This is a genomic window from Pseudomonas sp. FG86 (assembly GCF_057808775.1).
Genome location: NZ_JBMDIS010000008.1, coordinates 12,820 through 25,819, shown reverse-complemented (window position 1 = coordinate 25,819; position 13,000 = coordinate 12,820). Strand labels below are relative to the sequence as shown.

General features: G+C 59.2%; 19 protein-coding genes. All 19 read right to left on the bottom strand.

The window, feature by feature from the left end; genetic code table 11:
* Nucleotides 1-51 precede the first annotated feature (51 nt).
* The 19 genes from ACODSV_RS07790 to ACODSV_RS07700 all read right to left on the bottom strand — a co-directional run bounded on the left by ACODSV_RS07790 (nucleotide 52) and on the right by ACODSV_RS07700 (nucleotide 12,440).
* Nucleotides 52-552 carry a lysis system i-spanin subunit Rz gene (locus tag ACODSV_RS07790; RefSeq protein WP_069075370.1) on the bottom strand — a complete coding sequence of 167 codons (501 nt, stop codon included), beginning with the start codon at nucleotides 550-552 and terminating at the stop codon, nucleotides 52-54.
* Nucleotides 540-1,097 carry a glycoside hydrolase family 19 protein gene (locus ACODSV_RS07785; RefSeq protein WP_024073749.1) on the bottom strand — a complete coding sequence of 186 codons (558 nt, stop codon included), beginning with the start codon at nucleotides 1,095-1,097 and terminating at the stop codon, nucleotides 540-542. Before ACODSV_RS07785 ends, ACODSV_RS07790 begins: the two co-directional genes overlap by 13 nt.
* A 22-nt stretch (nucleotides 1,098-1,119) precedes the next feature.
* Nucleotides 1,120-2,130, bottom strand: a complete 1,011-nt coding sequence (locus ACODSV_RS07780; RefSeq protein ID WP_069075368.1) for a contractile injection system protein, VgrG/Pvc8 family — start codon at nucleotides 2,128-2,130, stop codon at nucleotides 1,120-1,122.
* Between the two features lie 9 nt (nucleotides 2,131-2,139).
* Complete coding sequence (locus ACODSV_RS07775) at nucleotides 2,140-2,352, bottom strand: tail protein X (protein ID WP_024073747.1); 213 nt, start codon at nucleotides 2,350-2,352, stop codon at nucleotides 2,140-2,142.
* On the bottom strand, nucleotides 2,345-2,728 hold the full coding sequence (locus tag ACODSV_RS07770; RefSeq protein ID WP_024073746.1) for a phage tail protein: 384 nt from the start codon (nucleotides 2,726-2,728) through the stop codon (nucleotides 2,345-2,347). The genes ACODSV_RS07775 and ACODSV_RS07770 overlap by 8 nt, the downstream gene beginning before the upstream one ends.
* A complete protein-coding gene (locus tag ACODSV_RS07765) occupies nucleotides 2,728-3,873 on the bottom strand; it encodes a hypothetical protein (RefSeq protein WP_150054028.1) in 1,146 nt (381 codons plus the stop codon). Before ACODSV_RS07765 ends, ACODSV_RS07770 begins: the two co-directional genes overlap by 1 nt.
* Nucleotides 3,874-3,879: 6 nt before the next feature.
* Nucleotides 3,880-4,005 (bottom strand): hypothetical protein, encoded by a 126-nt coding sequence (locus ACODSV_RS07760; RefSeq protein ID WP_024073744.1) that lies wholly within the window; start codon nucleotides 4,003-4,005, stop codon nucleotides 3,880-3,882.
* Nucleotides 4,002-4,574 carry a phage tail assembly protein gene (locus tag ACODSV_RS07755; RefSeq protein WP_150054027.1) on the bottom strand — a complete coding sequence of 191 codons (573 nt, stop codon included), beginning with the start codon at nucleotides 4,572-4,574 and terminating at the stop codon, nucleotides 4,002-4,004. The genes ACODSV_RS07760 and ACODSV_RS07755 overlap by 4 nt, the downstream gene beginning before the upstream one ends.
* 49 nt (nucleotides 4,575-4,623) lie before the next feature.
* On the bottom strand, nucleotides 4,624-5,130 hold the full coding sequence (locus ACODSV_RS07750) for a phage major tail tube protein (protein ID WP_024073742.1): 507 nt from the start codon (nucleotides 5,128-5,130) through the stop codon (nucleotides 4,624-4,626).
* Nucleotides 5,130-6,296 (bottom strand): phage tail sheath protein, encoded by a 1,167-nt coding sequence (locus ACODSV_RS07745; protein WP_024073741.1) that lies wholly within the window; start codon nucleotides 6,294-6,296, stop codon nucleotides 5,130-5,132. The genes ACODSV_RS07750 and ACODSV_RS07745 overlap by 1 nt, the downstream gene beginning before the upstream one ends.
* A 2-nt stretch (nucleotides 6,297-6,298) precedes the next feature.
* The gene (locus ACODSV_RS07740) at nucleotides 6,299-6,499 is read right to left on the bottom strand and encodes a hypothetical protein (protein WP_102624417.1); all 201 of its coding nucleotides are present in this window, start codon (nucleotides 6,497-6,499) and stop codon (nucleotides 6,299-6,301) included.
* Nucleotides 6,500-6,595: 96 nt separating this feature from the next.
* The gene (locus tag ACODSV_RS07735) at nucleotides 6,596-7,021 is read right to left on the bottom strand and encodes a phage tail assembly chaperone (RefSeq protein ID WP_102624418.1); all 426 of its coding nucleotides are present in this window, start codon (nucleotides 7,019-7,021) and stop codon (nucleotides 6,596-6,598) included.
* 15 nt (nucleotides 7,022-7,036) lie between these two features.
* The gene (locus ACODSV_RS07730; protein ID WP_150054026.1) at nucleotides 7,037-8,983 is read right to left on the bottom strand and encodes a phage tail protein; all 1,947 of its coding nucleotides are present in this window, start codon (nucleotides 8,981-8,983) and stop codon (nucleotides 7,037-7,039) included.
* A complete protein-coding gene (locus tag ACODSV_RS07725) occupies nucleotides 8,984-9,613 on the bottom strand; it encodes a phage tail protein I (RefSeq protein WP_102624420.1) in 630 nt (209 codons plus the stop codon).
* Complete coding sequence (locus ACODSV_RS07720; RefSeq protein ID WP_150054025.1) at nucleotides 9,610-10,605, bottom strand: baseplate J/gp47 family protein; 996 nt, start codon at nucleotides 10,603-10,605, stop codon at nucleotides 9,610-9,612. Before ACODSV_RS07720 ends, ACODSV_RS07725 begins: the two co-directional genes overlap by 4 nt.
* Nucleotides 10,602-10,934 carry a phage baseplate protein gene (locus ACODSV_RS07715; protein WP_024073735.1) on the bottom strand — a complete coding sequence of 111 codons (333 nt, stop codon included), beginning with the start codon at nucleotides 10,932-10,934 and terminating at the stop codon, nucleotides 10,602-10,604. Before ACODSV_RS07715 ends, ACODSV_RS07720 begins: the two co-directional genes overlap by 4 nt.
* A gap of 9 nt (nucleotides 10,935-10,943) precedes the next feature.
* The gene (locus tag ACODSV_RS07710; RefSeq protein ID WP_024073734.1) at nucleotides 10,944-11,555 is read right to left on the bottom strand and encodes a phage baseplate assembly protein V; all 612 of its coding nucleotides are present in this window, start codon (nucleotides 11,553-11,555) and stop codon (nucleotides 10,944-10,946) included.
* A gap of 3 nt (nucleotides 11,556-11,558) precedes the next feature.
* Nucleotides 11,559-12,074 carry a hypothetical protein gene (locus ACODSV_RS07705; protein ID WP_024073733.1) on the bottom strand — a complete coding sequence of 172 codons (516 nt, stop codon included), beginning with the start codon at nucleotides 12,072-12,074 and terminating at the stop codon, nucleotides 11,559-11,561.
* A 21-nt stretch (nucleotides 12,075-12,095) separates the two neighbouring features.
* Complete coding sequence (locus ACODSV_RS07700; RefSeq protein ID WP_024073732.1) at nucleotides 12,096-12,440, bottom strand: phage holin family protein; 345 nt, start codon at nucleotides 12,438-12,440, stop codon at nucleotides 12,096-12,098.
* Nucleotides 12,441-13,000: the final 560 nt, after the last annotated feature.

The following is a 13,000-nucleotide window of genomic DNA, read 5'->3' as shown; positions in this document are numbered from 1 at the left end:
CTACCCTACAGGAGCCTATCGACCATGCAAGTTGCAGCATGTATCCAGAGGCTAACGCGCAACGGCACGCACATAGGCCTGGCAGGCACGCAAGGCGATCACGGCGTTATCACCGTCGTCGGTGATGGCGATAATTCGCTGAGCATGCGCCGGGTCAAGTCGGGCTCGCGGGGCTGCATGAACCACGCCGCCGGAGGCGGGGGTGGCGGGCATTGTACTGCCTCTGGCGGGGTCGCTGGCGTCGAGAAGGACTGACAACCGCACATCAGCAGTGGCCAGGCGGTCGCGCAGAGCTGCTTGAGTACGTTGGGCATCGCTTAACTCCCGAGCGTGTTGTTGATCGCTGGCGCTGAGCTGTTGTTCCAACGCCTGCCGTTTGTCGTTCTCCGCCTGTTGTTGACGCAAAGCCACTAGATGCTGCTGGCTCAACGCCCGCGCCTGGGCAGACGCCTCGCGCTCAAGCTGCGCACCATAGCGCCAGGCCTGCACCTGCCAAGTCAGCGCGATCAACAGGCAAGCGCCGATCAGCCGGCAAACCGTCAGGTAACGCATAAGACCGCCTTCGCCCGCGCCCATAGCTGCAAGCGGTTTTCCAGCCCATTGAGCCCACCGTTTATGCGCCGGGTGATAGTGGTGAACTGGTCCTTGTCGGCCAGCTCATTCAGGCCGTTGCTCTGCCAGAACCAGGCGGCCGACTCGGCAGCCCATTGCGGTTGCTCCAGCAGTTGCGGTTGACGCAACAAACGATCATCGCCAAACAAGGCCTGGCTACAGGCCAGGTAATTGCGCCGGCCGGTAATTTGGATCAGCCCCCTGCCCCGGTACAGCTGACCATCGCCATCCGCTTCGGGGCTATTGCCCAGGCGTACGGCCAGGCCGCCGGTATCGTATTTGCTCAGGTATTGATCGCTGCCCAGTTCACGGACGTAACGCAGCTCGCCGGATTCGTGGCCGATCTGAGCGAGGAAGGCGGCGATGCGCTTCGCACGGTCAATCTCGAAGCGAACGAAAGCCGCATTCAAGGGCGTTAAAAAAACGCCCGCTCTCAGGCGGGCATCCGGCATAACGCCAAGCAGCTGGGGGAGTGTTATCACCATTGGTTTTACTCTCGAAAAGTCTCTATATCGACAACCCACCCGCCGTGATCGAACTGCGGTATCCCGTCGCCGGATCGCCGACATGCACCACCTGCTTTATCGACCATCGTCCCTGCATATAAGACGGCCAGCTCTCATCCAGCACCAACAGCCCTTCCGCGGCCAACAATGGATTGCCCGGGCAATCGATCACCAACTTCAAATTTTCACGCCCCACACGGCGTAGTTCGCCTTCGGCAACGGCGCGGGCTTCGGCTTCGTTCTGGTAGCGTTGGCGCAAGGTTTTGAACGGAGCATTCCCCACCTGAACCACACGCTGCCTGCCGGCGGCGGCATCCCACCAACTGGCGCGGCAACCTTCGTATTTCGAGCGGGATTTTTCGTCGAGTTTGGCGGTGATAAAGCTCTGTTCACCGGGGCGGTTATCCTCAGTCACCGACAGCTTCACTTCCGGCAGCAACTGGCCGGAGAGCGACTTGGCTCGGCCGGCTTCGGCCAACACATAGAGCTCGTTAAACGGTTTGGTGACCGCACTATAGAGGCGGGCAAGGCGCGAAATGAACGCCATGTCACTTTCGTTGGATTGGTCGATGTGCGCGATCGCAATCCCCTCCAGCGCGGGCGCCACTCGCGGTGAATAGCCGTGACGACTGACCAGTTGGCGAAACAGCGCGCCAAGGGTTGTCGGGCCGTAACTGGCGGATCGACGCTGACGGTAACCCGTTGCATCGACCACGCTGAAGGGCGCTGCCGTGGCCACGATCATCAAGCGCATTGGAAACAGCACCGGGGTGCGTTGGGTGACGACAAACTCGCCCTTCTCCACCAACCCCGACTCCAGGTAACCGACACGCAGGCCAATCTTGCCGTTCAGAGTGGGCAGGCCGTCCAAGCCCTCGATATTGAGGGTCAGCTCCAGCCGGTCAGTCTCAATGCCCGCTGCGTCGGTGTGGCTCCAGCGCATCAAGCGCTGATTGAGCAGCGCCGCATTGGCGCCATAAAACTCCACGATAGGCGTAAATCCCTGTGCCATGCAGCCTCCTTAATCCCAGGCCAAAACGGGGCGCACCGCCACCGGCCGCGCGTGCATTTCAGGCACGATCACCCACACGCCGGCCGGTAACACCGGGCCATATTCGGCAAGCTCGGGGTTCAGGCGCCAAAGGGTTTCTTCCGCCGCGTCATCGCAACGGCCCAACTCCCGATAAAGCAACAGGTTGACCGAATCACCGGCGATACTTCGCACTCTACGCATTGACGAATTCCTCCAATTCCAGCGTCCAGGCCATGACCATGGCGGTGCCGTCATCGATCACATTGCTCTGCGTTTCCACGATCGAATTGATCCGCCACAAGCCCCAGTTACGGCCGATGCCATCAACCAGGGGCAACGGCGCCCGCGCATTTTGCAGCGCGCGCAATTCGTCCAGGCGCTGCATGCCTACGCCGTACATGGCCGTGCCGCTGAATGTGAGTTTTTCCAGTTTCTGACCGCTCTGCCGCGACTGCGACTTGCTGGCAATAATAGCCAGGTCACTCCAGCCGCCGTCGCTGTTACGGACCAACGAGGAATAGGCAAATCCTCGAGACAAACCGAAAATAAAGTCGCCGAGCACCATTTGTTGTCGCATCAATCACCTCCAGGAGAATCGGCCAGTGCTGCATTGCGTCGGATGCCGAGGGCGTCGCTGAACATCGGCAGACACTGAAACTGCAGCGCCTGGATCACCTGGTTGACGACCTGCTGGGCATCGGCGGGGTTGACGCCGGTGATCTGGATACTCGGGGCGAGGGTCACTTGCACGTTGTCCGTGCGCGCACTGCTGAGTTCCTTACTCACCGCACCGGGTGTTGGCAGGCGATCACTTGACCCGAACAATTTGCCTCCGATCCAAGCGCCTGCCTCGCTGCCCAGCAGGCCGCCGATTGCGCCGCCGACAGCGGTGCCAACGCCGGGGAAAACCATCGTGCCAATGGCCGCACCTGCGGAGGCGCCGGCCCAGGCGCCACCGGCGGTGCTCAGGCCTGAGCCGATGGCATGTGCATCGCCGTTGCGTACACCTTGGATCACGTCCAGGGAGGCTTCGGCGACCCTAAATGGCCCAAGCCGCCGGATGCCGAGGGATTCGAATTTGCCAAGGGCATCGGTCAAGGCCCCCGAGGGCAGGTTGGCCGCGGACGCTGGCGGGTTAGCCATGGCAAAAGCTGGATAGTTTTGTGAGGGCGCTCCCGAATGAAAACCCATTGGCGAGCCGCCCAAAGCCTGGCCGGGTTGCTCGAACAGGCGACGTAATCTTGTATTACGCCCGCTGATGTTTTTGCGCCCTTTGAACACCTTGCCAAGGGAACCTGCGACAAAATCAATGGCTTTTTCGGCGAGCTTGCTTTTGAACGCGTCCCACAATTCGTCTCCAGACTCCTTGATCGCGCTCATCACAGGACCATCGGCGGGCTCCTTCGCCTTCTCTTCCGCCGCGCTCGCGGTGACGTCGGCCTGCTTGGGCGCCAGGGAATTTCCATTGATGAACAATGTGCTGTTGAGCGCCTCCAACGCCTCACGCAGCCGCACCTGCTCCTGGGTCAATGCGTTGATATCCACACTGAGTGTGACCAACGCAGAGCGCAGCTCCAACGGCGGCTGCGCTGCGGCATCCAGGCTCACGGGTGCCACAGCGCTTGTGGAAAACGGTGCAAGCACATTGCCTAGATCCGCGTCGCCGATCATCCAGCGGTAGTCTTCCTGGGCGAGCTTGATCCCATATTTAGTCTCTTGCATCCCGCTCTACTCCTGTTTAACGCCAAGGCGAGTGATCGCAATGTCGTAGCGGCGCAATGCTTTGGCGGCGTCCCACTCCAGGATCTCCGCTTCATTGACCGAGTACACCAGCGGCACCACATCGAGGATCACGTCGATGTCGCGTTGCGAAAGAAGGCCGCCGGTTGATTTAAAAAATCGTCGATGCGCTCCTGCAATTCGGTCCAATCGGGCACGGTCAGGCCGGCAAGGTCAGGGATCATCAGGCCGGTGCAGTGAGCGGTGATGAACTCGGCGCGCTCTTTGTTGGTGGCGAGTTTTTTCATCACCTTGGTGGCGCGCAGCGCAGGCATTTCCAGAGGCAACTCGGTCAGGGTGCGACCGGCGGCCTCGAAAGGCAGCAGCAAATGGACAGGCTCGTCGTGACTTACTTCCCGGCGCTCATCCAGAAAGAACGACGCAGGGCGCGTCGACATTTCGTGTACGTACTGAGCGATGCTGACGTAGTCCGGGCGCTTGAGCTGGTCGAGCTCTTTTTCCGACAGGCCGGTGGCGAGTTTCGCCAGCTCAAAAAACTGGTCGTCCTCGTCGTCACCGGCCCGGGCCAGCGCTTCTTTTTGCGCAGCGTAGAACAGCGGCTTGAGTTGAATCTTGTCGATCACCGCGCCGGTATCGGCGGTGATCGGGGACAGCAGCAGGTGCAGCGGTGGCATCCAGGCCATGGGGCTCTTCCTTGGTGAAATAGGGGGCGAGCACTCCCGCCCCCAAGGGTTAAGGCATCAGCACAGCACGGCGCGCATCACCGAGAATGTCGACGCCGTTGAGCACGAACTTCTGGGTGCGCACATCGATGTCGATCACCGGAATGCCGTTTTCCAAGCGGTTGTAGGTGCGGCAGGACAGCTCCAGGGTGGTGGTGGGCTTGTCGCCCATCTTCAGCTTCGCCTCGGCCAGGGATTTGAGCTTGCCGCCAACGGTGTGATAGGTGAAGTAGGTCTTGCCGTCCTGGTCCTGGCCGGCTTCGCGCACGTTCAGCAGGATGTCGTCACCCAGGCGCACGCCCAGGGCCAGCATGACTTCCGGGCCGGCGCCTTGCAGCACCAGCGTGGCGCCGAGCACCTTGCCGCTCTTGGCCATTTCCTCGGCGATAAAGCGCCCGCCGGACATGGGCTCCATGTCGAACTCGATCTTCGGCGGAGTGAACTCCTCCACCGTCGCGGACAACGGCAGGCCTTGAAGGGTGGCCGCGATGGCCTGTCTGACTCGGTTGGTAAACATTAGAGAACGTCCTCCAGGAACTGCTCGATGATTTCATCGCGGGCATTGAGTTGATAAATCATGTGTTCATTCGGCGCGTAGCGGCCGTAGTCGATGACGATGAACCAGGTGCCGTTCTTGTACTTCTCGACACTGTTCAATTCCGGATGCAGGTACACGCTGCCACCAGGGATGGTTTCGTCGGCGACCAGGGTTTGCAGCCAGTCGTTGATGCGCTTGACCTCCTGGTCCATGAAGGACTTGGTGAGGTTCTTGGCCATGGCTTTCTGGCCGGCCTTGACCAGCTTGCGGCTGATCGCATCTTCCAGGCCGACGTAGCTGATGAACTTGCCGGTGATGGAGCGGTTACCCAGCAGCGAAAAACCGCCCAGGATGGTGCGGGCGTAGTAGCTCACGCCGTAGCGGTTGAGCAGGTCGCCTTCGGTGGAGGTGTCGAGGATGTTGTACTCGACCACGCGGGAAACGTCCTCGGCGAACGTCACCTGGTTGCCTGGGCTTTCCCATTGCTTGACCTTGGCCAACGCCGCAATGGCCAGGGACGACGGCGACAGGAACACATTCTTCTTCGCCGCCTTGGAGTACACCGACGGCATGTTATGCACCAGCAGGCAACGGTCGAAACCGAGGTCGGCACCGCCCAGTTCGCCGCTGTAGGTCACCTGGTCGGCCACCGAGGCGTCCTTGCCATCCAGCACCACGCGGGCCTTGATGCGCTTGCCGAACGCGGCGAACTCACCGGCCACCGCCTTGGTGCCGGTGAAGCCTGGGGCGCCGATGATGGTCAAGTCTTCCGGCACGCTGGCCAGTGCCGCCAGGCCCAACTTGCGACCGGTGACCGGCTCGTTGCCGCCGATCACATTGTTGACGGTATCGGCCGGGGTCGCGCCCTCCTCCACGATCACTACATAGACCGGCACCTTCACCACTTTGAGGATCTGGTACACGGCATGGAACAGCGTGCCGGTCTCGGCACCGGTCGGGTCCAGCAGCGCCTGGGTGGTGAAGCTGTTGATGCGAAACGGCGCGTTTTTCGGGATCGACGCATGGGCATTCGGCGCGGTGCCGACCAGGCCGATTACGTTGTCACCCAGGCCACCCATGGCCTCGGGGGATTCAGTGGCATTCACGGTGATGCCGTTGTGCTCGAAGTTCAAAACCTCAGCCATGATTAGTCAGCCTTCTTGGTGGTGGCCTTTTTGGCCGGGGTGGTGTCCTTCGCGGCGAGCACGCTGGTCAGTTCCAAGCGGCCAGCGGTGCGCAGGGCGGATGCTTCGATGTCCAGCAGGTCCAATTCCTGGCCGACGACGGACCAATGGCCGGCGTGGGTGGGGAATGGGATGAGGACGGTGTAGGTTTGGCGGTTTGCCATAGGTGAATCTCCGGGCATAAAAAAGGCCGCAATGCGGCTTTCTTTCGTTTCAGATGGATTGTGGTACGGGAAAGCCCCCCAATGGTGCAGGAGTGTTTAGTGAAGTTGAGGTTCTAGCCAGGAAGGGCTCGTCGGACGATGGTTCGCCAACGGAAATTCGGTTTGTTGCGGCCAATTACGCAAGAGGCGTCGATATTCTTGCAACTCGGAATACTGAGCAGGCGTGAGGGTCGTTGGACCACCACTCTCTAGCTCATCACGATGCCTTGAAATAATTCCATCCGTCGGAGACAAATGAACATCGCGCCAAGCTCGCTCAGCAGCAATCAACTCTTCGTCACTGGGTGGCGGCGGTTCAGCCAAAATTGGAAAACCATCATTATTCCAAGCGATGACTTTACCTTCAGACTGACCGACCAATAATTCGGCGTATCTTTCAGTCGAGATCTCAAGTGCATCACTCGGCATAAAACTGTTTATTTCAGGGTCATAAAACCCGCGAGTAGATTTTGAAGCAAACATTGATATCTCCTTATATCAGTAGCCGATCACGATAAAAAAACCACCAAGTTTAGAAGTAGCAGCCCCCGTCGTAGAGAGCATCGCAGTAGCACTCAATGCGTTGGTAGTCATCGACGTCAGAGAGAAAACCGTCGCCCCTCCGTTTCCCAGAATAGACCCGCTGAAACACGCAGTTGGGAACGTTATTGGTAAGGTTGCCGACCAATTTCCAAATCCAGTCCCATTGGAAACGGCAGTTCCCCACTGAATAATCAGCCCATTGGGGAGTTTCTGATAACCGTGGTAGTCTATCGACGAAGCAAACTCGCCAGCTAACTTCAATGCCGCTGCGCCCGACAAAAAATAATTAGTTCCCTGCAACACTAAATCGACTGACGAGCCAGGAGGGATGACCAGACTGGTTTGAGGCCTCGTCGCTATGACTGCTATAGTATCGGTGCCAGCAGGAACCAACTTTGCGTTTACCGAACCTACGTTTCTCACAGAAATCACACTTCCTACCGGCCCGGTGCTAGAGGGCGGTAGTGTTACCGTTAATTCGGTGCTTGAATTCAGCAGCAATACTCTCCCGAAATATTGCGACGTTAAACTTGCACTAACTGAAAGCACGGAGACGTCATTATAGTTTCCCAAAGCCCGCTGCACGAACTGAGTAGACGCGGGCCGCTGGCTGATATCAAACTGCGGAACTACGGCACTGGCAAACATATTTCCGCCGCTGACATACCATGCCCCTGCACCAGTAACGTTATTCAGCAGCGTCAGTTCAAGAATATCGCCATAAATCATGCGTATACTTTTCACACTAACCGACTGACCCGGATCTGCCCCGTATATAAGATCAGTCCCAGCCCGAGTTACCGCTGCCGAAACAGTGTTGTAACAAATTACCGTGACAGTCGCACCATTCGGGAGGTCTGACGAGACGGGGAGATCTACAGTGCTGACTGTGTCACCAAACAATACAGTCATCTGACCCACCGCGGCGGCAGGAATCGAACCGCTATTACTTATAGAAGTACTTCCTGAATACTGCTTACCCAGCCGCCGCGTCCACTCAGTCGTTGCCAGCAAGGAAGAGTTATCGAATCGCGGAGCCGATGGCGCCGTTGCCAACCCCTGAAATGCTGGCGAATTGAGCGGTGCAAACCCTTGCGTCACATTCTGAAACGACAAAGGCGTGGTACCCAGTACGATGGCTCCATCCGTGACCAACTGCCAGATCGTATCTGCGAGCGTCACCCCCTGCTCAACTGACACCGTCATCGCTGATGTCACTTTGGCATTTAAGTCTGCATCTTTAGCCCGAACCCATGCTGTGTTCGCCACCATATACAGCCCGTTATCTTTCGCAGCGGTCTGGTTTTTAACAAGAACCCGGTCACCTGCAACAACAGCCACACCATCAATTACTTGTGCTGCACTCAGGGTGATACTTGTCGTGGTCGCCACGCGCACCGATTGTTTCGCATCCAGTTTGGCCAACTCATCAGCCACATAATCCATCACCCAAGCCCGCGTAGCCTTGACCACCGTGTCGTCAATCAACAACGTCACCTGCGACGCGTTACTAGTCTCGAAAACCGAGCGGATATAAAACTCTTTACCCGAACCCGACATCGCCAACACTGGCTTGAATGACTCCGGGTATTTGACGATCGCATAAAGAACCCCCGTGTCCGTCCAAAGCCCAGCCTCCCGCACATACCAGCCACCGACCTCAGGCGGAATAGTCACCTCAGCCAACAACCAGCTCGGATTCCTCTCATCTTGAAAAAGCGCGTTCAATGGCCCGCGCCACACCTCACGTTTCAGCGCTTTGGCGGTGGCGTCGGGGTTGTAGACGGCACCGTTACCATCACCCACCGAAATTTGCGCGAGTTTGATCGGTACGCCAGCAGCCTTGCAGGCAGTTTCATAAGCAATACCTGCATTGGTCAGCAGGGTATAAAAGTCGGCCATTTAGGACCCCTGTGGATAAATAGTGACGGTTTCGATGGTGTAGAGCCCCGCAGCCATAAAGACCATGCCGGATGCTTCAAGCCCCTCGATAACCATCGGATAGATAGTGGTCAGTTCACCGCAGACGGTCGCGGCGCCGATGGAGTGGTTTCCAAATGCGCTCAACCCCAACGTGACAGTGAAAACATCACGTTCGCTCTTGGCTTCCGCCAGACGCCTGTCCAGCCGAGCGTCGAGTTCTTCGCTGTAGGGCAGCTCGGAATAAGCCCTGATGGAAAAGCTGTAGGGTTTGCCTCGTGGGCTCTGTTGATACCAGGCGCGCACTTCGGGGATCAGTTGCAGACCTTTGGCTGCGTTCTCGAGTGCCTTGCGGGTACCGGCCTGTCGAGCGGTGGGCCAGGCGAAACTTACCGTTGCGCGTTTTTCAGCCTCGACAGCGGTGGCACTCCATTCGATTACCCCTCGATCAGCCGCGAGATAAGGTAAAAACTCCGCGGGTGTTTGCATCGGGTCCATCAGTTCGGGAAATGGCGGAGTTACTCGCTCAAGCAGCTGGCTAAAGCCTTGATCCAACGCCTTTTCCAGCGGCGAACTGTTGACCGGCAACAGGCTTGCTTTGGGATCCCTCATAGCGTGCGCACCTCCACCTCGACACCCGTGCAATACGGGGCCTGGAACGCCGTGCTGATGATCGGCTCCAGCGGTTCGAGGATGTGCAGTTGCGCGGCGCCGGCGCTGTGGATGGCGTAGTCGATCCAGCTTGGGTCGACCCGGCCTTCCAGGCGATGACAGGAGTCGGCGTAGGTTTGCAGCAGTTGCTGCGCAGCCACTTGAGTCAGGCCCGAATCCGGTCCGGCATTGATCTTGGCCACCACACGAATTTTGTAACGTTGAATCTGCGCAGCCTGCACGGTGACCAGATCGGTTTCCGGTCGTACATCCGGCCGTGCGAAATGTCGCCGCACACCGTCAAGTAAATCGGCGGAAGGTGTGCCATCCCCTTGCCTGGACAGTACGGTGACCATCACTTCGCCAGGAGCCGTACGTCGCCCGTTGCCATCCTTGACCTGGGCTGCGTAGCCGTCCGGGTCGAAGGTGTAGCTGACGGTCACCACGCCCGGCGTGGCGCTCTGCACCTTGACCGACGGCCGCTCGCCGAGGGTGAACACTTCGCGGCGGTACTGCATGCGCGAACCCGCTGCTGGCGCATGGGGTGCCAGGTAATAGCGCAGGCGCGCATCGTCGTCGCTTTCCAGGGTGGGTGGCACCGGCGGGAAGGCGGCCGGGTCGCCGGGGTCGAGCACCTGGCGCTCCAGGCCCATGTCGGCCAGGCGCGCATCCAGGTTGCTGCCGGTGGCCCACCACGCCAGCATCTGCTTGATACGGGCGTTGTATTTGCGCTCATGAGTTTGCAGCCGAACGCAAAACGCTTCCAGGGCCAGGGTCAGCAGCTCGCTTTCGTTATCGAGGCTGACCTTGAGCTTGGCTGCGGTTTGCGGCGCGCGGGTGGCGACGTAGTCGACGACGAACGCCTTGAACTCCGCCAGCAGCGGTTCGAATTCATCGACCGCGATAATCGCCGGCTCCGCCAGTTGGTTCTGGCCAGGGATCAGCATGCTCATGTCACGACCTCGAAGGATTGTTGGCGGTTTTTCCAGGTACCGGCAAAACGCAGCAATAAACCTGCGCCCTGGCGCGTGGCGACAATGACCTGGGGTTGGAAATCGGCGATGCCGTTCTGGGTGGTGTAGAACGCTTGCGCGGCGTGGCTTTGGGCGAGGATCAGCAGATCGTCACCGAGGTTCTGGCCGAGCAATTGCGGGATCAGCGAGCCGTACAACGGGCGCTTCTGGCGAGTGCCCACGGGGGTGGTCAGCGCTCGGGTGGCACGCTGTACAAATTGCAGCCAGTCATCGACCGCTGCCCCGGTGTTCCTATCGATTCCGATCATGGCAAATCCTTATGCGCTGCTGATCACACGGCCCTGGTGATCCACCAGTGGGCCGCTCAAGTGCACACCGCCAGCGTCCAGCAGCAGGCCGACGGCACCGAGTTGCACAGCGATGTGATCGGCCGTCATTTGCAGGGTGGCGGGGCCGACTTTCACCTCGACCTGTTCGCGGGAACCGCTGAGGGTCGTGGGGCCGTTGGCCCAGTTGAAGGTGTGGCTGGCGTCGTCGTAATCGCTCTGGGTACCGTCCTGATAACGGCGTCGGGTCAATGACGCAACGCTGGAGACCGGCGGAAACAAGCTACTGTTGAGGCCGAAGAGGGCTACAGACTGCGCACCGCCCTCTCCACCGCCATAGTTGAGCAACAGACATTGCTCCCCCACGGAAGGAATGCGGGTTTCGCTCTGCGCCCCGGCACTGGGGTTGAAGAAGCGGATCGCCGGGCTGAGCAGCTCACCGTGGCTGACCTTGCAGGTATTGCCGGCGGCGTCGACCTCCTGGCACACGCCAATGCGACAGAAACTATCCGCGCGTCGATACAGGTCTTCGAGCTGGGCTTCCATTTCCGCCAGGCGCTCGATAATCGGCCCCAGTTGCATGCGTAACAATGCGTCGAACATGGCCTACTCCTGCAACGGGCGATATTGATCCGGATCGTCGATGTCCGAGACTTCCCAGGTGCAGGCAAACAACGGCGTACCTGTGGGATCTTCGAGCAGCGACGGGCCGAAATAGAGGTTTTGGGTGAAGGACACGGTCCAGCTGTCGTAGTCCGTTTCGTTACCGGTGAGTACCGTCGGTGCCGCGACGATGGCCGTGGGCAGGTCGCACTGATCAGGCGGCAGGCCCCAGCGGTTATCCAACGCCAGGTCCATCAATTGGCTGGCCAGGTCACAGGCGTCAAAAGCAGTAGCCCCGCTGGCAACCGTGACGCGGAGTGAAACCGCCAAGGCGTGGGCCTTGCGCCCTTCAAAGGAGCGAACGTCGGGGCCGTTGCGCTCCACGGTAATCAGCACACCGGTTCGGTCGCTGGCACCCTGGAAGTCTTGATGATTGCCGACGCGCAATAGTGGAAAGGCGCGCTTGAGCGCTTCCCCAATCGCCACGGGGAGCTGGGAAGGTTTTTCGATAAGTGTCATGTAGTCGCGTCCTTGCAACGGTTACGGCTGATCCGGGCGGGAAGGCGGGGTCTCGTTGACCCCGATGCGCTTGGCCGCCCAGCGTTCATAGAGGCCGATGGCAACGTCGGCCCCCGCCATGGCGGTCAGGCAACCAATGGCGCCGGCAGTCCAGATCGACATCCCCGCGGCGTAGCACAGCATCAATGCCGACACCCCGCAGACCATGCATGCTCCCGACCGCAGGGCCAGGCGCCGCACCAGCGACCAGCCCCGCGCGCCCTCCTTGTCGGCGCGCCACATTTCGCCGGAGACCCCGCCGACCAGGGCCAGTACGATCACCAGCCAGATAGGCATTTCCGCTAACGCTTGCTGCTCGTTTGTCATGTCACGCCTCCTGGCTGAACAATGCCGGCAGAGTGCCGGCGCTTGGGTAATTCCATGTGTAGGTAGGCATTCCAAAAAGCCCGGTTACCCGGGCTTTTCAGTAATGCGGTCCTCGGTCTTTCGGCGCTACTGGCGCGGTACGGACCTTTCCTCGATGTTTTTCCGACCACGATCCCTGTCTGCCGGATAACTGCTTCTGGTGCTTTACGCTGCACACCCGGGTCAGTTGCCAACCCTCTGAACCGTTGAGGCCGATTCATCGCTGCCTGTTCGTTGAAGCGGTGTCACTAAAGAGCGTCGGCATCCTTGCCGGTGTTGCCTGGCATCCTTGCCATCGCTCTGATGGCGTCCTTGCCGATGTTGCGTGCCTTCCTTGTCTTCCTTGGCAGCATCCTTGCCGCCTCCACCAGGCCTTGTTGGCTGGCTTGGAACAAAGAATATGCATGTATGCATATACAGTCAATGCACAAATGCATTTATTTTCAGCAAAGAAATGCATAGATGCATTTTCAGCCTTATGGGCAAAGGGTTTGACGATTTTGTGCAGGCGAAAAAAAGCC